We start from the raw sequence: 25750 nt of genomic DNA, 5'->3' as shown, positions 1-25750 counted from the left end.
CACCTTGCTCACGCAGCGCGATCCTTGCCCAGCAGCACGAGGATCGCGAGCCCTGCGGCGGTCGAAATGAGGAAGTTGAACCCGGCCAGGCTAATGCCGAACAACGTCCAGGCCGGTTCGTCGCAGCGCACCAGCGGGGTGTTCATGATGTCCTCCAGCGCATTGCCCGTCCCTTCGGAGAATATGGCTGCACAGGAGGTGATACCGGGCCACCAATCATATTCGACCCCGGCGTGGAACAGCCCGATCACGCCTGAGACCAGCACGGCCAATGCCGCGAGTGCCACCCATAGCCGTTGCGGTGCGATGACGAAGCCGAGCAGGGCAAGCGCCACGGCGGCAAAGTGCGGGTAGCGTTGCCACCAGCACATCTCGCAGGGGTAAAGGCCGAAGCCATATTGCGAGACATAGGCGCCGGCGAGCAGCAGGGCGGGGACAGCCAGTGCGAGAGCACGCGCGGTCCGGAAGGGGGGCGACACATCCATCACTCGGCGGTTTACCCTATCGGGAGCGTGCGGCAACCTTGTTCGGCGCGGTGCGGCGTAAGGTTTCCAGCGCATAGTGGAGCTGGAAGTCCTTGATCCCCTTCTTCTCGAGCTGCTCGGCCGTCAGCTGGAAGCGCGGATCTTCACGCTGATCCTTCTCGAACGCCTCGTCAGCCAACCCTGCTTCGTTGATCAGATGGCCCCGCAGATCGGATTCGCGCAGGGTGAACTTGGCCTTCTTGGCCAGATCCGGGTCGCTAAGCTGCGGCACCGCGATGTCAGGCTTGATCCCACCTTCCTGCACCGAATGTCCCGAAGGCGTGTAGTAACGCGCCGTGGTGAGCTTGAGCGCGGCATCCCGGCCCAGCGGCAGCAGCGACTGGACGCTGCCCTTGCCGAAGCTGCGTTCGCCCATGACGACCGCGCGGCGGTGGTCCTGCAGCGCACCTGCGACGATTTCGGAGGCCGAGGCCGAGCCGGAATCGATCAGCACGATAATCGGCAAGCCTTCGGCGATGTCACCGCGGAAAACGGTCTCCGCATCGTAGGTGATATTCTCGCCCCGCGCGCGTCCGCGCTGCGAAACGATGCGTCCATCGGACAGGAACAGGTCGGACAGAGCGACGGCCTCGTCGAGGCTTCCGCCGGGGTTCGAGCGCAGGTCAAGCACCAGCCCATTTATCCGCCCGGTGGCCTTTTCGCGCAGCTCCTGCCACGCGGAAAACACATCGCTGCCGACGTCGCGCGAGAACTCGTTGATCATGATGTGGCCGATATTGCCGTCCTCGAGTTCCCCGGTGACGGGTTCGAGTTCGATCACCCCTCGGGTCACGGTCACGTCGAAGGGCTCTTCTCGCCCCGTGCGGAATACGGTCAGTTGTATCTGCGTGCCCTCCTTGCCGCGCATCTGCGCCACCGCTTCGTCGAGGCTACCGCCGTAGATCAGCTTGCCATCGAGATGGGTGATGAAGTCGCCCGCCTTAAGACCCGCCTTCTCCGCAGGGCTGCCGCGGAACGGGGAGATTATCTTCACCGCACCATCTTCCATGACGACGGATAGGCCAAGGCCCGAATAGTTTCCGTCGATCATGGTTTCGAGCCGCTGGAGGTCGCCACCGTCGAGATAGGCGGAATGCGGATCGAGTGCGGTAAGCATGCCATCGATCATCCCGCGCATCAGCACGTCGTCTTCGACCGTCTCGACATAGCTCGCCTTGATCCGCTGGTAGACAGCGAGAACTTTCGCGAATTCAGGACCTGCGCGGCCTTCGACCTGTGCGACCCCCGCAGTCGTGGCGGGAATGATCGCCACGGCTGTGACAAGGGCGGCCGAACGAAGCAGGGCGGCGATTTTCATCGGCAGTAACTCTCCAATACGCGAACGCAGTTTATCGCGAGAGCGCGCTGAACACCAGATGAGCATTGGAGGGACGTCCCGAAAGGGGAAATCGACGGAGCGATTACTGGAGATAGTCGAGCGGGTTCACCGGGGTGCGCTGCCGGCGCAACTCGAGCGTGATTGCGGGGGCCCTTGCCCCTGCCAGGCCAAGGGGCGAGCCCGCTGTCACTGCCTGCCCGACCTCGGCATCGAGCGAGCCAAGGCCGGTGATAAGGCTCGTCCACCCATTCTCGTGCTCGACGATCACGATCTTTCCATAGCCACGATAGGGGCCGGCAAAGGCCACCCGGCCAGCGGCGGGAGCGACAACCTGTGCACTGGGTCGGGGATACAGTTCGATGCCCGCCTCGCGTGAGCCACCGGTGCCGCTTTCCCTAAAACCACGGGTAACCCGTCCATTGACGGGCAGTTGGTAGCGCGCAGGTGGCGCGGTCTCGCTCGGCGTCGGGATGGGTATCGCCGCAACGGTGGCGGCCGCCGGATCCTCAGGCCGGATGATCGGGCCCGGCAGTGCCGCCAACTGTGTTCGCAGCGATCCGGCGGATTCAAGCTGATCGACCAGACCATCGAGGTCGCGCGCCTGCTCCGCCAGGACCAGTGCCCGTTGCGCCTCGCGATTGGCGCCGCCGGATGCGCGCTGGGCCACCAGTCGCTGGCGTGCCGCAGCCGCGATCAACTGCTTGCGACGCTCGCCAAGCACTCTCTCGCTTTCACGGCGGTCGGAGAGGGCCGCGCTCGCTTCAGCCTCGAGCGCCCGGGCGCGTGCCAGCTCGCCGCGCAGGGCTGCGGTTCGGCTGCGCACCAGCGGTATCGTGCTGTCGAGAACGGCGCGGGTATGTACGAGGTCGCGCAAGGAACCTGGCTGCAGCGCCGACAGCGTCAGCGGGCGGCGGGCCATGCTTTGGAGCGCGCCTGTGAGCCGGACGAGCGGCTCCCGGCGCTGCGCCAACTGGCGATCGAGCGCCTGGCGCTGGCGACTGGCGAGGTCGAAGCGCGCTTCCGCTGCAGCGATCCCCGCTTCGGCCTGCTGCACGCGCGCGGCAAGTGCGGCGGCCTGCTGCACCGCTTTCTCTTCGGCCTCGCGAGCGGCCGCGGCCTGCTTCTCGAGGCGTTCGCCGCGTGCCCGGGCGTTACGTTGCTGCTGGCGGGCCGCATCGAGCGCCTCCCGTGCTTCGTTGGCACTGGAAAACTGCGCCGGGCCCTGCGCATCGAGCGGGGTCAGGGCAAGCGCGAAGGCCGCAAGGCTGGCAGTGCAAAAGGCGGGGGCAACGAGCCAACGGACCATGGCGTCATTCCTGCCCGATTATCCGCTGCGATGATAGGGGTGGCCGGCGAGGATCGTCGTCGCCCGGTAGAGCTGTTCGGCAAGCATGGCGCGGGCCAGCAGATGAGGCCAGGTCGCCTGGCCGAATGCGAGAAGCAGTTCGGCCTCGCGACGCTCGGCTTCCGAATGTCCATCTGCGGCACCCAGCACGAACCGGCATTCGCGCATACCGTCGTCGCGCCAGCGGCCGAGGATTGCAGCGAGGTCTTCCGAGGAGAGATCCTTGCCGCGTTCGTCGAGCAAGACGGTCTTGCCGGGTGTCTGGGAGTCGGGAATGCGACCGCCAGTTTCGGGCAGTTCGGTGAACTTGATCGGCCAGGTAATGCGCTTCTCATAGCGCGCGACCAGCTCAGCCTCCGGCGAGCGGGCGATCTTTCCACGTGCAATGACATGCAGGAGCATGCCGCACGCTGTATGGCGATGCTCCGTCTGCGTCCAGTCGACTGCAGAGCAGCCGCGCGACGCACGGCCGAGGGTCGGCTCCAGGCGCGCAGCCTCAGTTCCGGCTGCGCGAGGCAGAAACGGTTATGCCGTGCCCGCTACCGGCGGTGCATCGCCGAAGGCCCACATGCGCTCGAGGTTGTAGAAACTACGCACCTCGGGGCGGAACAGGTGGACCACCACGTCGCCTGCATCGATCAGCACCCAGTCTGCCGCGGGAAGCCCTTCGAGCTTCACCGAACCGAACCCATCGTGTTTGATCTTCTCGGCCAGTTTCTGCGCCATTGCAGCGACCTGGCGGGTAGAGCGACCCGAAGCGATGACCATGTGATCTGCAATCGAGCTTTTCCCTTCGAGCGGGATGCTGACCACGTCCTGCGCCTGGTCGTCGTCGAGTTGCTGCAGCACCAGGGCGAGCAGCGCGTCAGTGTCACCCTTGGCCAAGCGGATCACCTGTGCCGAGGTCTGTCCGGCTGTGGCCGGGGCGGTATGCGCCTGTGTCATAGGCGGGTATCGTACTCCTGGATCGAGAGGCGTGGGCCGTTGGAGAAACAAGGCGCATCATGGCGCGGTCGTTTCCTCCCCCGCCACTATTCGCCGATGTGTCAGCTGGTCCCTCGGAGGCGGCCCGGCGAAGCGTGCGGCCCAATCGGGATCGGCGCGGCGAATGGCCGTGGCCGATCTTGGATCGGGATCGAAACGCAAAGTCACCAGTGCCGGTGCACTCCATGCGCCCCCATTAACAAAGCTGGCCAGCGGCACGCGATAGCGCCTAAGCCAGGCCATCGCGGGGCTTGCGACGACAGCATCATCATAGCCCGGCCGGGCTATGACTGCAATCGGCATGGTGCGTGCGATGTCGCGCCATTCACGCCAGCGATGGAATTGCGCAAGATTATCCGCACCCATCAGCCACACGAACTCGTACCTCGCATAACGCCGACACAGCTCGCGCAGCGTATCGATCGTGTAGCGCGTTCCGAGTTGGCGCTCGATCGCGGTGACGCGGATCGGCGCCACTCGCGCCTGCCGCACGGCCGAGGCAAATCGCGCCTCGAGCGGGGCCATGTCGCTGGATGGCTTGAGTGGATTGCCGGGCGAGACCAGCCACCAGACCTCGTCCAGCCCGAGCGCCCTCTGCGCGAACAGCGAAACGCGGCGGTGGCCACGGTGTGCCGGGTTGAAGCTACCGCCGAGCAGCCCGATTCGTGGGCGCCGCCCGGTCAAATTAGGCCTTCCCAAGTTTTGTCGTATATATACAATGGGTTGCTCGCCCGCTCCGGTGCGAATCGCAAGTTATTGGTAAACTTGGACTTAATGATTGGTTCCTGCCCGCGAACGAAAATTCTCAACATCTGAAACGGTTCATCGCATCGCTGCTTCGTCTCATGGATTCCACGGGAACTGCGATTCGATTTCAACACAAAGCTTTGTTAGCTCGCTTGGACAGGGACGAAAGACCATAAAGGGACGGGTCGTTTGCGAAAATTGATTGCCAACACCGGCTGGGGGAGCCGCGTGCTTAGCTGGTTCCCGGATCGCGAGTTCTTCATGCGGTCCGAAGGCCAGGTTCGTTTCATCACGATTTCGTCGCGCGTCCAGATGACGGCCGCCGCGATTACCCTTGCCGCCCTCATTGTCTGGACGCTTTCGGTCGCCATCGCCGGCTGGGCCCAGTATCGCGCGACGGCCGACCGGCTCTCGCTGCTCGATCGCGAAGCCAAGGTGGCTACCGCTGAAGAGCGGGTCGATGCCTATCGCGATGATATCGATGCGGTCGCCAGCGACCTGGTGAAGCGCCAGGAGTTCATCGAAGACATGGTCACCTCGCTTCCGGCAGACGCCAAAGGCATGACCAATGTCAGTGATTCCAGCGGCGAAGCGGCGAAGACTGTCGACAAGGTCAGCGTATCTATTCCCGAGGCAGCTGCACTCGCCCGGATCGAAGCACGTCAGCTCGCTTTCGTTGAGGGCCTCACCCGCTATGCCGACTGGCGCGCCCAGCGTGCCGCAAGTGCCCTCAAACAACTCGGCATCGACCCCCGATTGATGCTGAGCCGTGCCGACCGCACCGCAGTGGGTGGTCCGCTGGAGAAGCTGGCCACGTCGCGCGATGGCTCAATCGATCCGCGCTTCGAGCGCCTCGGGCTTTCGATCGCACGCATGGCAGCACTGGAGAACGGCCTGGCCGGCGTCCCGCAGGTCGAACCGGCAGCGCTTGAATACATATCATCGGGCTTCGGCTATCGCCGCGATCCCTTCACCGGCGTTGCAGCAATGCACAAGGGTCTCGATTTCCGCGGCCCGACCGGCACACCGATCTACGCTGCCGCCAACGGGGTAGTAAGCTTCGTCGGGCGCAAGTCGGGCTTCGGCAAGGTGGTCGAGATCAACCACGGGAACGGCCTGATGACCCGCTATGCGCATATGTCGGCCTTCAACTCCAAGGTCGGCCAGAAGGTCGTTGCCGGAGAAACCATCGGTGCTATCGGAAGCACCGGTCGTTCGACCGGCCCGCACCTCCACTTCGAAGTGCGCATCAATGATCGCGCGGTGAACCCGCGCACCTTCCTGGAGACCGCTCCGCATGTTCTCGAAGAAATCCGTCGAGCCCCCCAGCTCGCCCACGCCGAATAACACAGGGCGCACCATGGCCACCAAGAACAGCTCGACCTTCTCCGTCCTAGGTTCGGACCTTGCCATCAAGGGCGATATTCAGGCCTCGGCCGACCTCCATATCGACGGTTCGGTAGAGGGTGACATCGCCTGCGCCAGTCTGGTACAGGGCGAGACCAGCACGATTACCGGCGCGGTCAAGGCCGAGAGCGCCCGCTTTGCCGGAACCGTCGATGGTTCGATCACTGCCCGTGAGCTGGTCATCCTGAAAACTGCCAAGATCACCGGTGACGTATTCTACGATGCGCTCACAATCGAACAGGGCGCACAAGTCGAGGGCCGCTTCGCGCATCGCGATGCGCGCAAAACTGGCGCAGTCCCGACACAGCCCGCGAAGACCGAGATTCCGGTCGCCAACTGAGTTCAAGCTTTGGGAAAGTTGCGGGCCGTTCGCGTATTGATGCGAGCGGCCCGTGCCTGTTGGTTCAACCCAGAACTTCGGCCCGCAGCGCCTTGCGATCGAGTTTGCCGATCATCGTTTTGGGCAGCGCCTCCCGTACCACCAGTTCTTCAACGCGCTCATGCTTGCCAACCTTTGCGTTGAGCCAAGCCTTGAGCTCGTCACCCGAAACGCTCTCGCCCTCGTTGAGCGTGACATAGGCAGCCGGCGCTTCACCACGGTAGGCATCCGGTCGGCCGATCACCAGTGCTTCCTTGATCGCCGGGTGCTCAAGCAGCACTGCTTCGACCTGGCTCGGAAACACCTTGAAGCCGCCCACCGCAATCATGTCTTTGATCCGGTCAACGATCGTGAGGAATCCGTCATCGTCGATCGTCGCAACGTCGCCGGTGCGCAGCCATGCCTCGCCATTGTGTTCCGCAAAGGTAGTCGCCTGCGCCTCGGGTAAGTTCCAATAGCCTTGCATCACCTGCGGGCCGCGTACCGCGAGCTCGCCCGGCTCGCCGTCGGGTGCCAGACTCTCGGGATCTTCCTTATCGAGCAGCAGCACCTGGGTCGCGGGGATCGGCTGGCCGATCGTGCCCGGCTTGCGTAGCCCCTGGTAGGGGTTGGTCGAGACCACCCCCGAACTCTCCGTGAGCCCATAGCCTTCGATCAAGCGCACGCCGGTCGACGACTCGAACTTCTCGCGCAGAGGCCCCGGCATCGGCGCGCCACCGGAGATGCAAACGCGCAAGGCCGACCAGTCGGTCCTGGTGAAATCGGGATGATCGAGGAGCGCCTGAAACATGGTCGGGACGCCGGGAAAGGCGCGCGGTTGCGTCCGCGTAATGGTCTTGAGCACCTGCCCCGCCTCAAAGCGCGGCAACATCACGATGCACCCGCCCCGAACCACCGTGCGATTGAGCACGCAGGTATTGGCGAAGACATGGAACAGCGGCAGCGCGCCGAGCACAATGTCGGACTCGGCGCGATCGAAGGGGTCGAGCATATCGACCTGGATCGCATTGCTCGACAAGTTGCCGTGGGTCAGCATCGCACCCTTCGGCGTACCCGTAGTGCCGCCGGTATACTGCAGCAGTGCGAGGTCTGTTACCGTCCCCACCCGCAAGTCGGGCTCCTTCCCATCCAGCCAGCGCACCCAGTTCCATTCGGCGAGCACATCGCTCCATTCGAGCACGTCGGAGCGTTGGGGGACGGGGGCGAGTTGGCGCCGCCCAAGCGTGCGCAGTGCCAACGACTTGAGGCGTGGCAATGAATCGGCGAGCCGCGCAACTATCAGGTGCTGGAGCGAGGATGCGTCTAGTACCTTGGTTGCCGTTGGCAGGAGCAGCGGCGAGTCGAGTGTGACCAGCAGCTTGGTGCCCGAGTCCTCGACCTGGTGGCTAAGCTCTTCGACAGTATAGAGCGGCGAGAAATTGACCACGACCGCCCCGGCCATCATCGCTCCATAATAGGCCGCGACGTAGGTCGGAACATTGGGCAAGAAGAGGCCGACACGGTCACCCTTGCTGATCCCTCGCTCGGCCAGCCCCGCAGCGAAACGCCGAGCCTCCGAATACAACTGGCGGTAAGTAAAGCTCCGGCCAAGGAATTCGACCAGTGGGGCATCAGGAACTTCCCGCGCCTGCCGCGCGAATATAACATGGAGGAGCTCCGGCTTTATGCTGGAGTTCCAGGGCCTTGCATGACCGTAGACCGATGGCGGTGGGGGGAAGCGCTTATTGACAGCCATGTCAGTAACATGGCGCGCAGTTACAAATCGCGCAAGAAAAAAGCGGGCGGAGCGCCTGCTCCACCCGCTTCAATTCATGGAGTCGGCGCGACTATTCTTCGTCGGCTTCTTCGGAAGCGCGCTTGGCCTCCAGCCAGGCCGCGGCTTCCGCTTCCTGCACTGCCTCGGCGGCGGCCTTTTCATTCGCATCGCGCTCGGCACGCAGCTCCTCGATCAAGCGCTCGCGATCGGTCCCGCCAGTGACTTCGACCGGGGCGGCCTCGCCCTCGAGCCCGGCCTTCTTGGCAGCCTTGGCGACCACCGCGTCGAGTTCGCGCTGCGAACACAGGCCCAGCGTCACTGGATCCTTCGGCTGGATGTTCTGGATGTTCCAGTGGCTCCGTTCGCGGATCGCGGTAATTGTGTTGCGGGTGGTGCCGATCAGCTTCGAGATCTGCGCGTCCGAAATCTCGGGATGGTTGCGGATCAGCCAGGCGATGCCGTCCGGCTTGTCCTGGCGCTTCGAGACCGGGGTGTAGCGCGGCCCCTTCGTGCGGCTGACCGCAACCGGTGCGCGCTGCATCTTGAGCTTGTATTCCGGATCGACCTGGCCCTTTTCGATCTCGGCCAGCGTCAGCTCGCCCGAATGGACCGGATCGCGACCGGTATATTTGCTGCCCGCAAGATCGTCTGCCATCGCCTGCACTTCGAGGATGTGCAGGCCGCAAAATTCGGCGATCTGCTCGAACGACAGCCCGGTATTGTCGACCAGCCAGGTAGCGGTCGCATGCGGCATGAGCGGTTTGGGTTGGTCGGCCATGGAAGTGCCTTTTCTCAGCTCTGAAAATAGAAGGGCCGCCCCTCGCGGAGCGGCCATTGCAGCCGTCATGTAGGCCAGCTGCGGGGATTCGGCAAGCTAAAGGCTAGGTGGCCGGCAACGCCTCGCTGTCGAGGGCCGAAAGACCGCTCAGGAACTGGCCGGTCGCCGCCTCCCAGCTGAATCCGGACCCATACGCCGAGCATGTGCTACGCTCGCAAAACAGGGCCGCGGCTATGGCGCGATCAAGATCGTCGCACAGTGCCCCGACATCTTCGGTCACGATATCGCGCGGGCCGGCTACGGGGAACGCTGCGACCGGCGTGCCGCATGCGAGCGCTTCGATCATCACCAGCCCGAAAGTATCGGTCCGGCTCGGAAAGACGAAAACATCCGCACCGGCATAGCAGCCCGCCAGTTCGCGACCTGAACGGCGACCGAGAAAACGGACGTCGGTGAAGCGCGCCCTGAGTTCCGCCAGCGCGGGACCGTCGCCCACCACCACCTTGGTGCCAGGATATTCAGAGGCAAGGAAAGCCTCGATGTTCTTTTCGACCGCTACCCGGCCAACGTAAAGCTGGATCGGGCGCAGCAGGCCGTCATACTCCGGCGGCGGCGGTGCATCGGGCGTGAAACAGGACAGATCGACGCCGCGGCTCCAGTGATGCAGCCGATGCAGACCATGCGCCCGCAGCTCTTCGCGGATACTCTCGGTGGCGACCAGCACGCGCTCGGCCGGGGCATGGAACCAGCGAATGTAGCGCCAGAACCATTCAGCCGGCAGGTGCGTGCGGCGTGCGACATACTCAGGGAACTGGGTGTGGTACGCGGTAGTGAAGGGCACACCGTTGCGGGCGCAGTAGCGCCGTGCCGTCATTCCCAGCGGACCCTCGGTGGCGATATGGATGGCATCGGGAGCGAAGTCCCGCAGCAGGTGGGCGACTTCGCCCGGCGGTGCCAGAGCCAGCCGTATTTCGGGGTAGGTCGGACAGGGAAAGTTGGTGAACCGGTCGGGCGATATTACCAGCACTTCGTGGCCCTTCGCGTTCAGGATATCGCGGGTAGTGTAGAGCGTACGAACCACTCCGTTGACCTGCGGCATCCAGGCATCAGTGGCGATCGCGATGCGCTGCGGAAGGCCGTTCGCGGAGTGCTCGAGCGGGCGCATGGGCTGTGCCGTCACGCCGCCTGCAGCTCCTGCGCAGGGTCCTCGCACTTGTCGCGCCGCGCAACTTCGTCGGCCCAGTGGAGAATTTCCATGCGCCCATCGAAATGCTCGACCAGCGCATTGCAGCCCTCCACCCAGTCGCCATCGTTCCAATATTCGACCGCCTTGCCCTCGTGCATGAAAGGCCGGAACTCGGCGGTATGGATATGGCCGCAGACCACGCCATCCACCCCACGCTCACCGGCCGCGCGGGCGACCACTTCCTCATACTTGGAGATGAACTCGACCGCATTCTTGACCTTGTGCTTGGCCGCCTTGGAGATCGACCAATACGGCAGGCCAAGGGCCGACCGCACCCGGCTGACCCAATTGTTGAGCTTCATCATCAGGTGGTAGGCAGCGTCGCCGACGAAGGCGAGCCAGCGGTGCGCCAGCATGACCGTATCGAACTCGTCACCATGCAGGACTATCAACCGGCGACCATCGGCGGTATCGTGGAAGGCAGCGCGGCGGATCTGGACCCCGCCGAAATCCATCCCGCAGAAAGGCCGCACCATTTCATCGTGGTTGCCCGGGATGTAGACGATGCGCGTGCCGCGCCTGGCGCGTTTGAGAATGCGCCAAACGATATCGTTGTGTTCGGCCGGCCAGTAAAACTTCTTCTTCAGCCGCCAGCCGTCGATGATATCGCCGACGAGGTACATCGTTTCGCTGTCTGTATGGTCGAGGAAGTCGATCAGCAGCTCGTGATTGCAGCCCTTGGTGCCCAGGTGGACATCGCTGATCCAGATCGTCCGAAAGCGACGCCGCTCACCTACGATGCGTTCGGGCACGGCGGGCTTTACCGACGGAAAATTGGCGACGTTGTGAAGCGCTTCGAAGCCGCTGGGCAGTTCGGTCATGGATGGAATCCCCGCTGCATGACGGGGACTTCCATGACGCAGGATTGTTACGTGCGTCGCACGGTCCGGTTACCGAACGGGGACTTTGCTACGATTGCGGGTCAGCTCATCGCGACGTAGCGGGGCAGCGCCGCGACCCGCGCCAGCCAGGCCTCGACCGCCGGATAATCGGCTAGCCCGAAGCCCCCTTCTTCAGCCACATGGGTGTAGGCATAGAGCGCGATGTCGGCGAGCGTGGGGCCGCCTCCCACGAACCAGTCGCGCCCGGCAAGGTGCCGGTCCATCAAGGAAAGTGCGTCGCAACCGGCAATCCGCTTGGCCATCAGCTGTGCCCGCTGCTGTTTGGACAGGTTGGCCTCGCCCACGAAGTGCAGCCAGAACCGCAAGGTCGCGACATTGGGTTCGTGGTTATATTGCTCGAAGAACATCCAGCGCAGCATATCCGCGCGGTCGAAGCGATCGTTCGGGATCAGCGCGCTGTCTTCGGCCAGGTACCAGCACGCGGCATTGCTTTCCGGGAGGAAGCGGTCGTCGATCTGGAGGACCGGAATCCGTCCATTCGCATTGACGTTGCCGAGGAATTCGGGAGTGCGGGTCTCGCCTGCCATGATGTCGTACTGGCGGACTTCGAGTGGAATCCCCACCAGCGCGGCAGTCAGCTTGATCTTGTAGCAATTGCCGCTGCGCGGATCTTCGTGAAGAATGTACCTAGCCACCGGCCACCTCCAAAACGATCTTGCCGATATGGTCGCCCGCTTCCATGCGGGCATGGGCTGCAGCGACATCGGCCAAGGGAAAGGCCTTGTCCATCACCGGACGGATCGTTCCGTCCTCGAACAGCGGCCAGGCGTGATTGTAGATTTCGTCGGCAAGCAATGCCTTGAACCCGTCCGATCGCGGGCGGAGCGTCGAACCGGTCAGGGTCAACCGCTTGCGCATCACCGTAGCCATGTTGATTTCGGCCTTGAGCCCACCGAGCACGGCGATCGTCACGTGCCTCCCGTCTTCGGCCAGGCATTCGATATTGCGCGCGACATAGCGGCCGGAGACCATGTCGAGTACGATGTCCACACCCTTCCCGCCTGTGAACTCACGAACCGCGTCGACGAAATCGACGTCCCGATAGTTGATCGCCAGATCGGCGCCGAGGCCGCGAGCAGCCTCGCACTTGTCCTCGCTTCCGGCAGTGGTGATGACTGTCAATCCGAAAGCCTTGCCGAGCATGATCGCCATCGTCCCGATGCCGGACGTGCCGCCGTGCACCAGCAATGTTTCACCATCGCGGGCGAAACCGCGTTCGAAGACATTGTGCCACACAGTGAACAGGGTTTCGGGGATTGCAGCAGCTTCGGATATGTCCATGTGGTGGGGGACATGCAGGCAATGGCCCGCATGGGCGAGGCAATATTCGGCATAGCCGCCGCCGGACACCAGCGCACAAACCCTCCGGTTGAGCATTTCGGGCCCGACCCCCGAACCCACCGCCACAACCGTGCCGGAAACCTCAAGACCCGGGATCGGCGAAGCACCGGGCGGGGGTGGGTAGAAACCCTGCCGCTGAATCACGTCTGGTCGATTGATCCCCGCCCAAGTGACCTTGATCAACAACTCGCCTTCGCCGGGGGTGGGCACGGGCAGCCGTTCTGAGCGGAAGACCTCGGGGCCCCCGGGCGCGTCGAAGCCCATGGCAATCATCGTCTCAGGTATTTGTGTAGCCACGAATTTCCCCTGTCGCGCGCTTTGCCAGCGTGGCTCCGCCGCCACGCTGCGGTGCATTAACGCGCGGCCCCGTTGACAGCAACCACCGAGAATTGCGAGATTGCCACCAATGGATGAAGACGACCGTCCGCGCCCCCGGGGCGACGCAGCCGACCGGCTCGCGACAGAAGATCTCGCCCCCTATTCGCAGGACGAACTCGCCGAGCGGATTGCCCTGCTCGAAGCCGAGATAGCACGCGTAGAGAGACATCGCTCCAAGGCAGCCGCCCACCGCGACGCGGCCGAGGCCTTGTTCGGGCGAAAGGATTAGTTGGTGATGCGGGGGCTGCACTTTCCTCGCGAGGCACCCATATCGACTGTCTATACAGCTTCGGCTAACCTTCTGCCGATAGTCTGTCCCCAATTCGCCTTTGGCGAGTCCCTTGGAAAGACCACCTGAATGCCCAGTTTCGCAGCCAATCTCGAAAAGACCCTCCACGCAGCGCTTAGCGATGCAGGCCAGCGACGGCATGAGTATGCCACGCTCGAGCACCTGCTGCTGGCGCTGATCGAAGACGAGGATGCGGCCCAGGTGATGACCGCCTGCGGCGTCGATCTCGACGAACTCGGCAATGTGGTGCGCCAGTACCTCGAGCAGGAGTACCAATCGCTCAAGTCGGACGACAGCTCCGACCCGCAGCCGACTGCAGGATTCCAGCGGGTAATCCAGCGCGCGATCCTGCACGTGCAATCCTCGGGCAAGGATACGGTCACGGGCGCGAACGTGCTGGTGGCGCTGTTTTCCGAGCGCGACAGCTACGCGGTCTACTTCCTCCAGCAGCAGGACATGAGCCGGCTCGACGCTGTGAGCTTCATCAGCCACGGCATCGGCAAGGGCGGCAAGCAGATCGAAAGCCGTCCGCCGCAGGGCGCGGAGGAAAGCGAAGCGCAGGGCGAAGATAAGGCTGAAGCCAAAGGCAAGAAAGAAACCGCGCTCGATCAGTTCACGGTCAACCTCAACCAGAAGGCGGAAGACGGGAAGGTCGACCCGCTGATCGGCCGCGGGCCCGAAGTCGACCGGACGATCCAGATCCTGTGCCGCCGATCGAAGAACAACCCGCTTTATGTCGGCGATCCGGGCGTGGGCAAGACCGCCATCGCCGAGGGCCTGGCGCGCAAGATCGTCGAAGGCGACGTGCCCGAAGTCCTGCAGGACGCGGTGATCTACTCGCTCGACATGGGTGCGCTGCTCGCCGGAACGCGTTATCGCGGCGACTTCGAGGAACGGCTCAAGCAGGTCGTCAACGAACTCGAGGGCATGCCCGACGCGGTCCTGTTTATCGATGAAATTCATACAGTTATCGGGGCTGGCGCCACTAGCGGCGGGGCGATGGACGCTTCGAACCTGCTCAAGCCGGCGCTATCGAGCGGTGCGATCCGCTGCATCGGTTCGACCACCTACAAGGAGTTCCGCAACCACTTCGAGAAGGATCGCGCGCTACTGCGCCGTTTCCAGAAGATCGACGTGAACGAACCCACGGTGGAAGACACGATCAAGATCCTCAAGGGCCTCAAGAGCGCCTTCGAGAACCACCACAAGGTCACCTACACCGCAGATGCGTTGAAGACCGCGGTGGAGTTGTCGGCACGCTACATCAACGACCGCAAGCTGCCCGACAAGGCGATCGACGTGATCGACGAAGTTGGCGCGATGCAGATGCTGGTGCCGCCGAGCCGCCGCAAGAAGAAGATTACCGCACGCGAGATCGAGGCGGTGATCGCGACCATGGCGCGCATCCCGCCCAAGACGGTGTCCAGCGACGACAAAAAGGCTCTCGAGAATCTCGAACGCGACCTCAAGCATGTCGTGTTCGGCCAGGACGCCGCGGTGGAGAAGCTGTCGACCGCGATGAAGCTCAGCCGCGCAGGCCTGCGCGATCCGGACAAGCCGATCGGCTCGTTCCTGTTTTCGGGTCCGACCGGCGTCGGCAAGACCGAGGTTGCGCGGCAGCTCGCCAGCATCATGGGCATCGAGCTCAAGCGCTTCGACATGTCCGAATACATGGAGCGCCACAGCGTCAGTCGCCTGATCGGCGCGCCCCCGGGCTACGTAGGCTACGATCAGGGCGGCCTGCTGACCGACGCAGTCGACCAGAATCCGCATTGTGTGCTGCTGCTCGACGAAATCGAGAAGGCGCACCCCGACCTGTTCAATATCCTGCTGCAGGTGATGGATAATGGCCGCCTGACCGACCACCACGGCAAGACAGTCGACTTCCGCAACGTCGTATTGATCATGACCACCAATGCCGGCGCAGCCGACATGGCGCGCCAGGGCATCGGTTTCGGCGATGTGAGCAAGGAGGACGCGAGCGAAGAGGCGGTGAAGCGCATGTTCACCCCCGAGTTCCGCAACCGCCTCGATGCGATCGTGCCGTTCAGTTATCTTGGCAAGGAGACGGTCGCCCGCGTGGTCGACAAGTTCATCCTCCAGCTCGAACTGCAACTCGCCGAACAGGATGTCGATATCCAGTTCGACATGGAAGCGCGCGCCTGGCTGGGCGACAAGGGCTACGACCGCCTCTATGGCGCGCGTCCCATGGCCCGCTTGATCCAGGAGAAGATCAAGCAACCGCTGGCGGAGGAGCTGCTGTTCGGTAAGCTCGCGGACGGCGGCGAGGTGCAGGTGTCGATCAAGGACGGCAAGCCCGCTTTCGAACTTACGCCAGCCCCACCGAAGGGCGGCCCGAAGCGCAAGAAGCCGGCCGCCGCGAAGAAGGCGGCGCCGAAGAAGCCCGGCGCCAAGGCGAACAAGGGCGCAGGTGAAAGCTGACAGCTGACTTGCGGATAGTCCGTTGAGCACCGGGCCGGCTCAGGCCGCGCCCCGGCGCATCGCGCTCGTCTGGGAGCAGTTCGCGCCCTACCATGTCGATCGCTGCGAGGCGGTCGCGCGGCGGCTGCGGGGCCGGGCGCTTGTCACTGGCGTGGAAGTCGCCTCGGGCTCGCGCCGCTACGCATGGGCGCCATCCGGCCCGATCGACGGGGTAACCAAGCAGACCCTCGTTCCCGGTGTGGATGCAGAGGATATTCCCCGGCGCCGACGGCATCGCGCGCTTCGTGACGCACTGCCGGGGCACGATGTCGTGATCCTTGGTCTGGCCAGTAGCGATCCCGGCACCGCCCTGCTTGCTTGGCAGCTCAGGCGTCGCGGCGCGGCGGTGTTCTTTTGCTCCGATTCCAAGGCCGACGATTATCGGCGGCACGGCGCAGCCGAATGGCTCAAGCGCACCCTCCTCCGCGCCTATTACGGTGGCATTCTCGCCGGGCCGCGCAGTCACGCCTACTATCGCAGCCTCGGGCTGCCGGCGAAGCGCCTGTGGCCGGGCTATGATACGCTTTCCAATGCGCGGTTGCGGCACTTGGCCGCTGGTAGTGAGGAACCCGACTTCGAGCGGCGGCCGTTCCTGTTCCTCGGACGCTTCGTGCCCAAGAAGGGCCTCCATCTCCTGCTCGATGCCTATACGCGCTATTGTGCTTCCGTCCCGCGGCCGCGAGGCCTGGTGCTGGCCGGGGCAGGACCGTTGCAGGCGGAACTGGAAGCGCAGGCGAAAGACCTTGGCGTCGAACAGCGCATTCGCTGGACGGGATTCCTCGGACCACAGGAAAGTGCGCGCGAAATGAACGCTGCATTCGCGCTGGTACTTCCGAGCGTCGAGGAGCAGTGGGGCCTGGTGGTCAACGAGGCCGTCGCATTGGGCCTGCCCACAATCGTCAGCATGCAGGTCGGTGCCCGCGATCTGCTGATCCGCGATGGCCACAATGGTTTTGTCGTCCCCACCGGCGCCAGCCATGCCCTGGCCGACGCAATGACTCGCATGGACGGCCCCGCCGCGAAATGGCTCGCAATGCGCGACGCCTGTGCCGAGCTGGCGTGGTTCGGCGACAGCGAGCGCTTTGCCGACACGATCGAGGCTATCGCCTTTCCGGGAAATCCGGAAGTCGAGGCGCGGATCGAGCGGCTGCGCGCGGGAGAGGCCGGTTAACCACACTGGAACCCGGTCATTGTTCGGTTTGATCGGGAGGGATCGTTGATACTGGCGCGGCCGCTCCCTAACTCACCGGGATCATTCCAGGAGAGAGCCCTATGTCTTACGCCACTGCCACGCTTGCCACTTTCACCAACATGCTTGGAACGCTCGATCATCTGGTCGGCAAGGCAAGCGAGCATGCAAAGGGCGATGCCTTGTTGCAGGCGCAACTGGCGGAAGACATGTTCCCGCTGGCCACGCAGATCCGCTTCACCACCGCACAGGTGGTGATTGCGCTCAATCGCCTGGGAAATCTCGAGCTTGAGCTCGATGAGAGCGACATCACCGACCTGACCGATGCCAAGGCGCGGATCGCCAAGGTCAAGGAGTTGGTTGTTGCGACCGATCCCGCCAGTTGGCCCGCCGCCGACGCGACCGTGGAGTTCGACCTGCCCAACGGCATGGCCTTCGCGATGCAGGCACATGAATATGTTCGCGACTGGGTTCTGCCGCAGTTCTACTTCCACCTGATGGCAACCTATGCCCTGCTGCGGATGGAAGGCCTAGCAGTCGGGAAGGCCGATTACGTCCCGTTCATGATGAAGTACCTGAAGGCCCCCGCGGCCGCCTAGGTCGCAATCCGCAACAGTTTCTCGCGCGAAGTTGCGCCGCGCAACAATTCGACGCGCGACGGGGCGAGGTTCAGTGCCTGTGCAACGAGGCGGATCACCGCCTCGTTCGCCGCCCCGTCCTGCGGCTTGGCACGAACCTTCACCAATACCCGTCCGTCCTCGATCCGCAGGGCTTCGCTGCGCGCTCCGGGCGTGGCGCGAACCGCCAGCCACCCCGCCTTGTCGATCAGGGCACGCAAGGCATCGGCATCGGGCAGTTCAGCCCTTGAGCGCTTCATCTACCGCCGCTGCATGGTGCTTCGCGTTGTCGGCATAGTGCGCGACGCCCATCCGCATGCCCATGATCGCCATTTCGTCGAGATCGCGCATCTTGCGGGCCGGGCGACCGCCCCACAGTTCGCGCGCGCCGATCGCCTTGCCTTCGGTCAACATCGCGCCGGCCGCGAGCATGGCATCCGAACCGATCACCGCCTTGTTCATGGCGATTGCACCGAGACCCACGAAGCCGCGGTCTTCTATGGTACAGCCGTGGATCATGGCCATGTGCCCGACCAGCACGTCGTCACCGATGATCAGCGGCGAGCCCTCGGGATCGCCCGGGCGTTCCGGGTCGCAGTGACACACGCTGCCGTCCTGGATGTTCGAGCGCTGGCCGATCACGATACGACTTACATCTGCGCGGAGTACGCAATTGTACCAGATCGAGCTGTCCGCGCCGATCTCGACATCACCAACGATTACGCAGCCAGGAGCGACAAATGCGCTATCGTGGATACGCGGCGCCTTTCCATGGATCGGGATGGTGGTCACGCCGGGGCGAGTCGCGGTCATCGGGCATTCTCCCACTGCTCTTTGGTGAGTGAATAGAGGATCGTGGTGCGATCTTCCGGCGGAAAGGCCGGATCTTCGAAATCGAGGTCTTTGCGGCGCATCATGCCAAGCTTTTCCATTAGCTTCCAGCTGCCGACATTGAGCTCGCTGGTCAGTGCGACGACATGCGGCGCGCACACCCGACCGAACGCCCAATCGAGAACCGCACGCATGGCCTCCTCAGCATAGCCGCGCCGCCAGCGGTCCTCGCGCACCAGCCAGCCGACCTCGTGATCGCCCTGGTTCTTGGCTAATGGGTGATCGACCCGCTTGATGCCGCAATGGCCGACCAATTCGCCGGTCGCCTTTTCGATCATGAACAGGAAGCTGAAGCCTTCCTGGGCATAGAGCGCGCGCGACGTGGCGTGCTTGGCCTCGATCTCATGCAACTCCTTCACGCCGCCCAGCCGTGCCATGACCCTTGGCGTGTTGAGCACGCGGTCCTGCTCGAGTGCATCGCCCTCGTCTATAGTTCGCAGGATCAGGCGATCGGTTTCGGCAATTATGTCAGCCATCGCGGCGCTCCCATGTAGTGCGATCGATCGAGTAGACCACCGTATCGCGCCAGGGGTGATCATAGCGTTCATCAGGATAATCCAGCTCTTCACGCCGGCGCATTCCCAGCTTGAGCATCAGGCCCCAACTTGCCGTATTGTCGGCAACGGTGAGCGCAACGACTTCCTTGGCACCGAACTCGCCGAAGGCAGCAGCCAGCGCGGCATTGGCGGCTTCCTTGGCATACCCCCTGCCCCAGGCATCTTCGCGCAAGCGCCAGCCGATCTCCATTTGTCCGGTCACTGTCGAACCCAGCGCATCAGCGCGCTTCAATCCGCAAAACCCCAGCAGCGCGCCGTCTTCCTTGCGCTCCAGTGCCCAGAAGCAGAAGCCATTGCGCAAGCGGCAAGCTTCCACCCGCTCGCGTTGCTTCAAGCACCCAGCCTCGTCGAAACATCCGCCCAGCCAACGCATAACTTCGGGGGTATTGGTAACCAGGAAGAACTCTTCCCAATCGAAATCGCCCCGCCAATCGCGCAGGATGAGGCGATCGGATTCTCGACGGTACTCAGCCATTGAGGAGGCGTGCAGCAACCGGTGCGTGGTAGGTGAGAACCCCGGAGCAGCCGGCTCGCTTGAATGCCAGCAGCTTCTCCATCAGCAACGCCTCGCGATCGGCGATGCCCGAAGCGGCACCGGCCTCGATCAGCGCGTATTCGCCGCTCACCTGATAGGCAAATACCGGCACGCCGAAACGCTGCTTGGCCCGCCAAATGATGTCGAGGTAGGCAAGGCCGGGCTTGACCATGACGCTATCGGCGCCTTCGGCGATATCGAGTGCGATCTCGCGCATCGCCTCGTCGCCATTCGCTGGGTCCATCTGGTAGCTCTTTTTGTCACCCTTGAGCAGGCCGCCCGACCCCACGGCATCGCGGAACGGGCCGTAGAAGGCAGAGGCGTATTTCGCTGAATAGGCCATGATCTGGACATTGGGATGGTTGCTCATCTCAAGCGCCATGCGGATCGCCCGCACACGGCCATCCATCATGTCGGAAGGCGCAATGATGTCGGCGCCGGCATTGGCTTGGTTGACCGCCTGGTCGACCAGGACCGCTACCGTGTCGTCGTTGACCACATAACCGCTCGTGTCGAGCAGACCGTCCTGGCCATGGCTGGTATAGGGATCGAGCGCCACGTCGGTGAGGATCCCGACGTCTCCGCCGCATGCGTCGCGGACCGCCCTGATCGCCTGGCACATGAGATTATCGGGATTGAGCGCCTCGGCCCCATCATCGCTGCGCCTTTCGGGCTGGGTGTTGGGAAACAGCGCAATGCACGGGATACCCAGTTCGACAGCTTCCTTCGCTCGCTTGGCGATTCCGTCTACTGACCATCGCGATACGCCGGGCAGGCTCGCGATCGGTTCCTCGATGCCCGAGCCTCCGGTCACGAATAGGGGCCAGATCAGGTCGGCAGGAGTCATCACCGTTTCACGGTGCATCGCGCGGCTCCAGCCGCTGACACGAGTGCGGCGCAGACGCGTCGCGGGGTAGCTTGCATCACTCATGGGAAGGCGCTGTGCCGCAAGGAATTGCAAGGCGCAATCTCAGCGGAGCGGTTTGGGCACGTCGAGCTTGTCGATTTCACGCTTTGGTGCTTCTTCGGCAACTTCGCTGGAGGTGGGAACCAGGTCGGCGAGGGCAGCACCTACTTCGACCTGGCGCAGGGTCGACAGCGTCTGCCGGAACCGCTGCAGCTCAGTGCCCGACAGCTGCGCGCGCGTGACATACTTGACCGAGGCAGGGTCGACCGCGCGGCCGTTGCGATACATTTCATAATGCAGGTGCGCACCGGTCGAGAGGCCTGTCGAACCGACATAGCCGATCACCTGCCCACGGCGTACGCGCTGGCCACCGCTCACGGCCATGCGGCTCATGTGGCAATAGCGCGTCTGCAGCCCGCCCCCATGGCTCAGCTTCACCGCGTTGCCGCAACCGCCCGCGCGACCGGCGGACAGCACGACGCCATCGGTCACGGCGACGATCGGCGCACCGTAGCCAGCCTTGTAGTCGAGGCCCGAATGCATGCGGGTATAGCCGAGGATCGGGTGCCGCCGCATGCCATAGCGCGAGCCCACCCGGCCGCTGACCGGGGCCATCAAACCCCCACGCTGCTCGCCCACGCCCGATGCCTCGTAGAATTCGCCATCGCGCCCCCAGCGCATCAGCTGGACCTTCGGCTTCTCACCGCGATCGATGCCGGCGAATAGGAGCTGGCCAGCCTGGCGTTCGCCGGTCGCTGCCCGACGATGTGCAATGATCAGGTCAAATGTATCCGTCGCACGCAGGTCGCGGTCCAAATCGACTTGTTGGCTAAGGGTCTTGAGATAGGACTGTACGGCACTGGCCGGGGCGCCGGCGGCTCGTGCCGAACGGTAGAGGCTGCTGCCCACGGTACCGCGAATCCTCAGGGGCGTGTCGTCGACGCGGATCGGCTTCTTCACGAGAGCCAGGGGGCCGGAATCCTCGAAGCGGCCAACTTCGAGTTCGAGGTCGAACCGCGCACGGAAGGCCAGTTTCTCGAGGGGGCGCGGCGCCCCAGGGGCTGGCCGGCGACCGAGTATAATATCGACCTGTGTTCCCGGCTCGATTTCAGCCAGGGGAAGAGCGCCGCCAATCATGTCGAGGACCCTCTGGGTGTCTCCCGTTCCGACCCCTGCGCGGCGCAGCATCCGATCGAAATTATCGCCCTGGCCCAGCGTCGCCAGAAGCTCGATCCGCGGGCGTTCAGGAGCCTCGCTCAATGGCTCGACCAACGAAGTCGCGCCCATGTGGCGGCCGCTATCCGCGCCAAGCGCAAGCGGGAGGATCATCTGGCTGCGATATTCATCGCGTACAGCATCGTCGATCCGCTCCATCGGAGCGGCTTCGAGCGGGGCAAAGCTGGGCCAGAAAGAGAGTGCGAAGGCAGAGAGGCCGATGAAGGTGCCGAGACCGCGAAACCAACGCTTGCTGCCGATTTCGGACCCTAGATCGGGTGCGAGGTCCAAGGCCTGAAGGCGTTGAGAAACCTGAATGCGCAGGTGGTCCCACGAAGCAGCGGTAGTCGGGCGAATGGGTAGCACTTGGTCGTGCGCAAGCGCGGCGGCTGGCTGGCCAGGTCCGCCCGTGATGCCGTTTTCGGTGCTTTCGCTGATGTCCCCATGGGACGTGTACACGCCTCACCCTCCGTCCATGGCCGCCCGCGCGTGAACGGGAAGGCCCGATCCCTGCACGTCCCTTGCCTGCTTTTCCTGCCAAAACAAAGTAAAGACGGGCTTAACTTGCGACCATGCGAGTCCGGCATGCGATGAAACGAGTCTGCCTCTCGGCAGGCTGTTGCAGCCCGCGGGCGTCGCTGCCACAGGGGCGAGGTGCAGGATAGCGCGATCAAGGCGGTTCTCGGACCCACAAACACCGGCAAGACGCATCTCGCGATCGAGCGCATGGTAGCGCATTCGAGCGGCTGCATGGGCTTCCCACTGCGCCTGCTGGCTCGGGAGGTTTACGATCGCGTCCGGGCAATCAAGGGTGACAGCCAGGTCGCATTGATCACCGGTGAAGAGCGGATCGAACCGAACACCGCACGGTATCTGTGCTGCACGGTCGAGGCGATGCCGCGCGATGGTGCCGGATCGGCCTTCGTCGCGCTCGATGAAGCCCAGCTCGCCGCCGATCGTGAGCGTGGCCACATTTTCACCGATCGCCTGCTCAACACACGCGGGCGCGAGGAAACCATGCTGCTGGGTTCGGCGACGGTCGAGCCGCTGGTCCGCCAACTCATCCCCAAGGCGGAGATCTCGGACCGGCCGCGATTCTCGACGCTCAAGCATATCGGCCCACGCAAGTTATCCCGCCTACCCCCGCGCAGCGCGATTGTCGCTTTCAGTGCGGAGCAGGTCTACGCGGTGGCGGAAATGCTGCGCCGTTTTCGCGGCGGTGCCGCTGTAGTCATGGGCGCGTTAAGCCCGGAGACCCGCAACAAGCAGGTAGCGCTCTTCCAGAGCGGAGAGGTCGACTATATCGTCGCTACCGATGCGATCGGGATGGGGCTCAACCTCGATGTAAACCACGTCGCTTTCGCCGGGCTTACCAAGTTCGATGGGGTCCGTATGCGGCGCCTTTTGCCGGCCGAGATGGCTCAGATCGCCGGGCGGGCAGGCCGCCACCAGCGCGACGGCACATTCGGCACCCTGGCTGGGCAACGCAGCGAAGCGCCCGAGTTCACCGATGAAGAGGTCTACGCGATCGAAGAGCATCGCTTCGCGCCGCTCACGCACCTGTTCTGGCGGGAGCCTGAGCCTCGTTTCGATTCGCTGCAGCGGCTGATCGACGATCTTGAAGCAACGCCGGAAGATCCCGCGCTGCGCCTTGCCCCCGAAGCGATCGACCTGACGACACTCAAAACCCTCGCCGAAGATGCGGTCGCGATCAATGTGCGCAGTCCCGGCATGGTGCGGCGATTCTGGGAAGCCTGTTCTCTGCCTGATTTTCGCCAGCGCGGCCCGGACGTGCACGCCCGCTTCGTTGCGCGGCTGTGGCAGGATCTCAGCGAAGGTTATCTTGGCGCGGATTATGTCGCAGCGAGAATCAGCGAACTCGCCAATATGGCGGGCGACATCGATACGCTGCAGGGGCGGATCGCGGCGATTCGCAGCTGGGCCTATATCTGCCAGCGACCCGATTGGGTGCTGGCGCGTGACGAAATGGCGTCGCGGGCGCGCGGCGTCGAGGCCAAACTGTCGGACGCGTTGCATGCGCGACTGACTGAGAGATTCGTTAACCGGAGGACCGCAATCCTGATGAAATCGCTGGGTGAAGACACCGGCATGCTGCCTATTACGTTGAGCGAGGACGGTAGCGTGACCGTAGAGGATGAGCAGCTCGGCACGGTCACGGGCTTCCGCTTCGCGGTTGACCCCGGTGCTCGCCATGAGGATCGCCGGATGCTGCTGGCTGCAGCCGAAAAGGCGCTTCCGCGCTTGCTCGGCCAAAGGGCGGAAGCGCTGGCTGCGTCCGATTTGGCAGAAATAGAGCTCGGCAGGGGTACGCTTCGCTGGAAAGGCGAGGAGCTGGCACGGCTCGAGGTCCGCGACGGCACCGTGACGCCGGTGTTGCATCCCTCGCGTGAGGTCGCCGCCTTGCCCAATCGGGCAAGCGAGGCGCTGCTCTCTGCACTGACGCGCTGGCTCGAAGCCAAACTCGCCCCGCTCGAGCCGCTGGAGCGGCTTCACATGGCGGCGAGGGATCCCGAGGCCGGCTCGCAGGCGCGTGCGCTGCTGCTCAACCTCATCGCCGGCCACGGCTACACCAGCCGCGAGCGAGCGGGAATCGAGCACCTGCCCAAGGAAATGCGGCCGTTTCTCAGGAAGATCGGGGTGACCTTCGGGGCGCTCGACATCTTCGCACCGGCACTACTCAAACCGGCCCCGCGCCAGCTGTTGAGTGCCCTTGGGATCGATCGAAGGCCGTTGCAGGAGGCGATGCTACCGGTCATTGCCGGGGGCAAGAAGCTCCCATCGGGGTATCGTCCGGCTGGTGAGCAGGCGATCCGCATCGATCTGGCCGAGAAGATCCTGCGCGCCGCACACGAAGCCCGCGCCAAGGCGCAGGCCAAGGACCGGCGGCGCAAGTTCGTGGTCGACCTGGCCCTGCCGATATCGATCGGCCTCGAACAGGATAGTGTCATCCGGTTGCTGGGAGGCGCGGGTTTCCGGATCCAGCGCGCAAGGCCGTTGGCGGAAGGCGTGTGCGGCCCTCCGCGGCCGGACCTGTGGGAATGGCGTCCTTCGCGCCGCAAGCAGGAACGCGCTGCGCCTGCCCAGCCGCGTGAAGGCAGCGCCTTTGCTGCATTGGCAGACTTGATTCGCTGAGATGGCGCGTCCGTGAGGATCGACCGTTTGCTGTGTACCTTGCGTTTCGTGCGCACACGCAGCGCGGCGCAAAAGCTGGTCGAACAGGGCCTGATCCGGCGCAATGGGGAACGCGTCACCCGTGGCTCGCAGGACGTACGCGTCGGCGACATCCTGACGATCCCACTCGGCAAGTTTGTCCGCCTAGTAGAAATACTCGCCCTGCCCGAACGGCGTGGCCCGCCGCGTGAGGCGCAGGCCTGCTATCGGGAGCTTGACCCAAAGCAATAATCGGCCCTAGCAGCAGGATTCAGGGAAACACTTCGCAAGGGATCCGACTACCCATGACCTATGTCGTCACCGACGCCTGCATCAAGTGCAAGTACACCGACTGCGTCGAGGTCTGCCCGGTCGACTGCTTCTACGAAGGCGAGAACATGCTCGTCATCAACCCCAGCGAATGCATCGACTGCGGCGTGTGCGAGCCGGAATGCCCCGCCGAAGCGATTCTCCCCGACACGGAGGATGGGCTGGAGAAGTGGCTCGAGCTCAACACCAAGTTCTCCGCCGAATGGCCGAACATCACGCAGAGCAAGGATGCGCCTGCGGATGCTGACGAGCACAAGGGCGAAGATGACAAGTACGACAAGTACTTCTCTCCCGAGCCCGGCGAAGGCGACTGATTCCTCCGCGCGCAGGGCGCGCCGCCATGCCACTTCCGGTCGATGTGAATTGCGATTCGCAATTTTCTTGCGACTGTGCTATATAATGCAACAACTGCACCGGTTTGCTCCCGGTCAGGTGTGAAGAA

General features: G+C 63.7%; 27 protein-coding genes. 9 read left to right on the top strand and 18 right to left on the bottom strand.

Going from position 1 to position 25750, the window contains the following annotated elements:
* Positions 1-8: 8 nt before the first annotated feature.
* The 6 genes from HQR01_RS05915 to HQR01_RS05890 form a co-directional block, all read right to left on the bottom strand.
* Positions 9-485: a disulfide bond formation protein B gene (locus HQR01_RS05915; protein WP_173213429.1), complete on the bottom strand. Its 477-nt coding sequence runs from the start codon at positions 483-485 to the stop codon at positions 9-11.
* 16 nt (positions 486-501) lie between these two features.
* A complete protein-coding gene (locus tag HQR01_RS05910; RefSeq protein ID WP_173213427.1) occupies positions 502-1842 on the bottom strand; it encodes a S41 family peptidase in 1341 nt (446 codons plus the stop codon).
* 103 nt (positions 1843-1945) lie between these two features.
* On the bottom strand, positions 1946-3169 hold the full coding sequence (locus HQR01_RS05905; protein WP_173213425.1) for a murein hydrolase activator EnvC family protein: 1224 nt from the start codon (positions 3167-3169) through the stop codon (positions 1946-1948).
* 18 nt (positions 3170-3187) lie between these two features.
* Complete coding sequence (locus HQR01_RS05900; RefSeq protein ID WP_173213423.1) at positions 3188-3610, bottom strand: 23S rRNA (pseudouridine(1915)-N(3))-methyltransferase RlmH; 423 nt, start codon at positions 3608-3610, stop codon at positions 3188-3190.
* A 123-nt stretch (positions 3611-3733) separates the two neighbouring features.
* On the bottom strand, positions 3734-4153 hold the full coding sequence (gene rsfS, locus HQR01_RS05895; protein WP_173213421.1) for a ribosome silencing factor: 420 nt from the start codon (positions 4151-4153) through the stop codon (positions 3734-3736).
* A gap of 57 nt (positions 4154-4210) precedes the next feature.
* Positions 4211-4876: a nicotinate-nucleotide adenylyltransferase gene (locus HQR01_RS05890; protein WP_173213412.1), complete on the bottom strand. Its 666-nt coding sequence runs from the start codon at positions 4874-4876 to the stop codon at positions 4211-4213.
* Between the two features lie 291 nt (positions 4877-5167).
* Here HQR01_RS05890 and HQR01_RS05885 point away from each other — a divergent pair, with 291 nt between their 5' ends.
* The gene (locus tag HQR01_RS05885) at positions 5168-6286 is read left to right on the top strand and encodes a M23 family metallopeptidase (RefSeq protein WP_234030271.1); all 1119 of its coding nucleotides are present in this window, start codon (positions 5168-5170) and stop codon (positions 6284-6286) included.
* A gap of 13 nt (positions 6287-6299) precedes the next feature.
* Positions 6300-6686 carry a bactofilin family protein gene (locus HQR01_RS05880; RefSeq protein ID WP_173213410.1) on the top strand — a complete coding sequence of 129 codons (387 nt, stop codon included), beginning with the start codon at positions 6300-6302 and terminating at the stop codon, positions 6684-6686.
* Positions 6687-6750: 64 nt separating this feature from the next.
* Here the strand turns inward: HQR01_RS05880 and HQR01_RS05875 are convergent, their stop codons facing one another.
* The 6 genes from HQR01_RS05875 to HQR01_RS05850 form a co-directional block, all read right to left on the bottom strand.
* Complete coding sequence (locus tag HQR01_RS05875) at positions 6751-8460, bottom strand: long-chain-fatty-acid--CoA ligase (protein WP_173213408.1); 1710 nt, start codon at positions 8458-8460, stop codon at positions 6751-6753.
* Positions 8461-8551: 91 nt separating this feature from the next.
* Positions 8552-9259: a DUF1013 domain-containing protein gene (locus HQR01_RS05870; protein ID WP_173213406.1), complete on the bottom strand. Its 708-nt coding sequence runs from the start codon at positions 9257-9259 to the stop codon at positions 8552-8554.
* A gap of 103 nt (positions 9260-9362) precedes the next feature.
* Positions 9363-10424 (bottom strand): glycosyltransferase family 4 protein, encoded by a 1062-nt coding sequence (locus tag HQR01_RS05865; RefSeq protein ID WP_173216178.1) that lies wholly within the window; start codon positions 10422-10424, stop codon positions 9363-9365.
* Between the two features lie 11 nt (positions 10425-10435).
* The gene (locus HQR01_RS05860) at positions 10436-11326 is read right to left on the bottom strand and encodes a UDP-2,3-diacylglucosamine diphosphatase (RefSeq protein ID WP_173213404.1); all 891 of its coding nucleotides are present in this window, start codon (positions 11324-11326) and stop codon (positions 10436-10438) included.
* Between the two features lie 101 nt (positions 11327-11427).
* Positions 11428-12042: a glutathione S-transferase family protein gene (locus tag HQR01_RS05855; protein ID WP_234030270.1), complete on the bottom strand. Its 615-nt coding sequence runs from the start codon at positions 12040-12042 to the stop codon at positions 11428-11430.
* Entirely contained in the window at positions 12035-13021 is a 987-nt protein-coding gene (locus HQR01_RS05850) for an NAD(P)H-quinone oxidoreductase (protein ID WP_173216176.1), read from the bottom strand. Before HQR01_RS05850 ends, HQR01_RS05855 begins: the two co-directional genes overlap by 8 nt.
* A 133-nt stretch (positions 13022-13154) precedes the next feature.
* Here HQR01_RS05850 and HQR01_RS05845 point away from each other — a divergent pair, with 133 nt between their 5' ends.
* From HQR01_RS05845 to HQR01_RS05830, 4 genes are all read left to right on the top strand, one after another.
* Complete coding sequence (locus HQR01_RS05845; RefSeq protein ID WP_173213400.1) at positions 13155-13355, top strand: DUF1192 family protein; 201 nt, start codon at positions 13155-13157, stop codon at positions 13353-13355.
* Positions 13356-13484: 129 nt separating this feature from the next.
* Entirely contained in the window at positions 13485-15857 is a 2373-nt protein-coding gene (gene clpA / locus HQR01_RS05840) for an ATP-dependent Clp protease ATP-binding subunit ClpA (protein WP_173213398.1), read from the top strand.
* A 22-nt stretch (positions 15858-15879) separates the two neighbouring features.
* Entirely contained in the window at positions 15880-17067 is a 1188-nt protein-coding gene (locus HQR01_RS05835) for a glycosyltransferase (protein WP_173213396.1), read from the top strand.
* Positions 17068-17168: 101 nt separating this feature from the next.
* Positions 17169-17684, top strand: a complete 516-nt coding sequence (locus HQR01_RS05830; protein ID WP_173213394.1) for a DUF1993 domain-containing protein — start codon at positions 17169-17171, stop codon at positions 17682-17684.
* On the opposite strand, the gene HQR01_RS05825 is transcribed toward HQR01_RS05830, so the two are convergent.
* From HQR01_RS05825 to HQR01_RS05800, 6 genes are read right to left on the bottom strand one after another with little or no spacing between them, the layout of a single operon-like run.
* Positions 17681-17962 carry a DUF167 domain-containing protein gene (locus HQR01_RS05825; protein WP_173213392.1) on the bottom strand — a complete coding sequence of 94 codons (282 nt, stop codon included), beginning with the start codon at positions 17960-17962 and terminating at the stop codon, positions 17681-17683. The two genes, HQR01_RS05830 and HQR01_RS05825, sit on opposite strands and share 4 nt — an antisense overlap.
* Positions 17943-18515, bottom strand: coding sequence for a gamma carbonic anhydrase family protein (locus HQR01_RS05820; RefSeq protein WP_173213390.1), 573 nt, complete (start codon positions 18513-18515; stop codon positions 17943-17945). The genes HQR01_RS05825 and HQR01_RS05820 overlap by 20 nt, the downstream gene beginning before the upstream one ends.
* Complete coding sequence (locus tag HQR01_RS05815; RefSeq protein WP_173213388.1) at positions 18512-19069, bottom strand: GNAT family N-acetyltransferase; 558 nt, start codon at positions 19067-19069, stop codon at positions 18512-18514. Before HQR01_RS05815 ends, HQR01_RS05820 begins: the two co-directional genes overlap by 4 nt.
* Positions 19062-19625 (bottom strand): GNAT family N-acetyltransferase, encoded by a 564-nt coding sequence (locus HQR01_RS05810; protein WP_173213386.1) that lies wholly within the window; start codon positions 19623-19625, stop codon positions 19062-19064. The genes HQR01_RS05815 and HQR01_RS05810 overlap by 8 nt, the downstream gene beginning before the upstream one ends.
* Positions 19618-20616, bottom strand: a complete 999-nt coding sequence (gene hemB, locus HQR01_RS05805; protein ID WP_173213384.1) for a porphobilinogen synthase — start codon at positions 20614-20616, stop codon at positions 19618-19620. The genes HQR01_RS05810 and hemB overlap by 8 nt, the downstream gene beginning before the upstream one ends.
* Positions 20617-20655: 39 nt before the next feature.
* On the bottom strand, positions 20656-22266 hold the full coding sequence (locus tag HQR01_RS05800; RefSeq protein WP_234030268.1) for a M23 family metallopeptidase: 1611 nt from the start codon (positions 22264-22266) through the stop codon (positions 20656-20658).
* 195 nt (positions 22267-22461) lie between these two features.
* On the opposite strand from HQR01_RS05800, the gene HQR01_RS05795 reads away from it, so the two are divergent.
* From HQR01_RS05795 to fdxA, 3 genes are read left to right on the top strand one after another with little or no spacing between them, the layout of a single operon-like run.
* Positions 22462-24960, top strand: coding sequence for a helicase-related protein (locus HQR01_RS05795; protein WP_234030267.1), 2499 nt, complete (start codon positions 22462-22464; stop codon positions 24958-24960).
* Positions 24961-24972: 12 nt separating this feature from the next.
* Entirely contained in the window at positions 24973-25230 is a 258-nt protein-coding gene (locus HQR01_RS05790; protein ID WP_173213383.1) for an RNA-binding S4 domain-containing protein, read from the top strand.
* Positions 25231-25283: 53 nt separating this feature from the next.
* Complete coding sequence (fdxA, locus tag HQR01_RS05785) at positions 25284-25622, top strand: ferredoxin FdxA (protein ID WP_173213382.1); 339 nt, start codon at positions 25284-25286, stop codon at positions 25620-25622.
* Positions 25623-25750: the final 128 nt, after the last annotated feature.

Origin of the sequence: Erythrobacter mangrovi (genome assembly GCF_013260645.1) — a bacterium.
Lineage (GTDB): Bacteria > Pseudomonadota > Alphaproteobacteria > Sphingomonadales > Sphingomonadaceae > Qipengyuania > Qipengyuania mangrovi.
This window is presented reverse-complemented; position numbering and strand designations above follow the sequence as displayed.

Excerpts from the sequence above, each read along its gene's own strand:
- HQR01_RS05905 (WP_173213425.1), bottom strand. The coding sequence starts at position 3,169 with ATGGTCCGTTGGCTCGTTGCCCCCGCCTTTTGCACTGCCAGCCTTGCG.
- HQR01_RS05815 (WP_173213388.1), bottom strand. The coding sequence starts at position 19,069 with ATGGCTGACATAATTGCCGAAACCGATCGCCTGATCCTGCGAACTATA.
- HQR01_RS05830 (WP_173213394.1), top strand. The coding sequence starts at position 17,169 with ATGTCTTACGCCACTGCCACGCTTGCCACTTTCACCAACATGCTTGGA.
- HQR01_RS05810 (WP_173213386.1), bottom strand. The coding sequence starts at position 19,625 with ATGGCTGAGTACCGTCGAGAATCCGATCGCCTCATCCTGCGCGATTGG.
- HQR01_RS05845 (WP_173213400.1), top strand. The coding sequence starts at position 13,155 with ATGGATGAAGACGACCGTCCGCGCCCCCGGGGCGACGCAGCCGACCGG.
- HQR01_RS05870 (WP_173213406.1), bottom strand. The coding sequence starts at position 9,259 with ATGGCCGACCAACCCAAACCGCTCATGCCGCATGCGACCGCTACCTGG.
- HQR01_RS05875 (WP_173213408.1), bottom strand. The coding sequence starts at position 8,460 with ATGGCTGTCAATAAGCGCTTCCCCCCACCGCCATCGGTCTACGGTCAT.
- clpA (WP_173213398.1), top strand. The coding sequence starts at position 13,485 with ATGCCCAGTTTCGCAGCCAATCTCGAAAAGACCCTCCACGCAGCGCTT.
- HQR01_RS05860 (WP_173213404.1), bottom strand. The coding sequence starts at position 11,326 with ATGACCGAACTGCCCAGCGGCTTCGAAGCGCTTCACAACGTCGCCAAT.
- HQR01_RS05865 (WP_173216178.1), bottom strand. The coding sequence starts at position 10,424 with ATGCGCCCGCTCGAGCACTCCGCGAACGGCCTTCCGCAGCGCATCGCG.
- HQR01_RS05880 (WP_173213410.1), top strand. The coding sequence starts at position 6,300 with ATGGCCACCAAGAACAGCTCGACCTTCTCCGTCCTAGGTTCGGACCTT.
- HQR01_RS05915 (WP_173213429.1), bottom strand. The coding sequence starts at position 485 with ATGGATGTGTCGCCCCCCTTCCGGACCGCGCGTGCTCTCGCACTGGCT.
- HQR01_RS05820 (WP_173213390.1), bottom strand. The coding sequence starts at position 18,515 with ATGACCGCGACTCGCCCCGGCGTGACCACCATCCCGATCCATGGAAAG.
- HQR01_RS05900 (WP_173213423.1), bottom strand. The coding sequence starts at position 3,610 with ATGCTCCTGCATGTCATTGCACGTGGAAAGATCGCCCGCTCGCCGGAG.
- HQR01_RS05825 (WP_173213392.1), bottom strand. The coding sequence starts at position 17,962 with ATGAAGCGCTCAAGGGCTGAACTGCCCGATGCCGATGCCTTGCGTGCC.
- hemB (WP_173213384.1), bottom strand. The coding sequence starts at position 20,616 with ATGAGTGATGCAAGCTACCCCGCGACGCGTCTGCGCCGCACTCGTGTC.
- rsfS (WP_173213421.1), bottom strand. The coding sequence starts at position 4,153 with ATGACACAGGCGCATACCGCCCCGGCCACAGCCGGACAGACCTCGGCA.
- fdxA (WP_173213382.1), top strand. The coding sequence starts at position 25,284 with ATGACCTATGTCGTCACCGACGCCTGCATCAAGTGCAAGTACACCGAC.
- HQR01_RS05850 (WP_173216176.1), bottom strand. The coding sequence starts at position 13,021 with ATGATTGCCATGGGCTTCGACGCGCCCGGGGGCCCCGAGGTCTTCCGC.
- HQR01_RS05910 (WP_173213427.1), bottom strand. The coding sequence starts at position 1,842 with ATGAAAATCGCCGCCCTGCTTCGTTCGGCCGCCCTTGTCACAGCCGTG.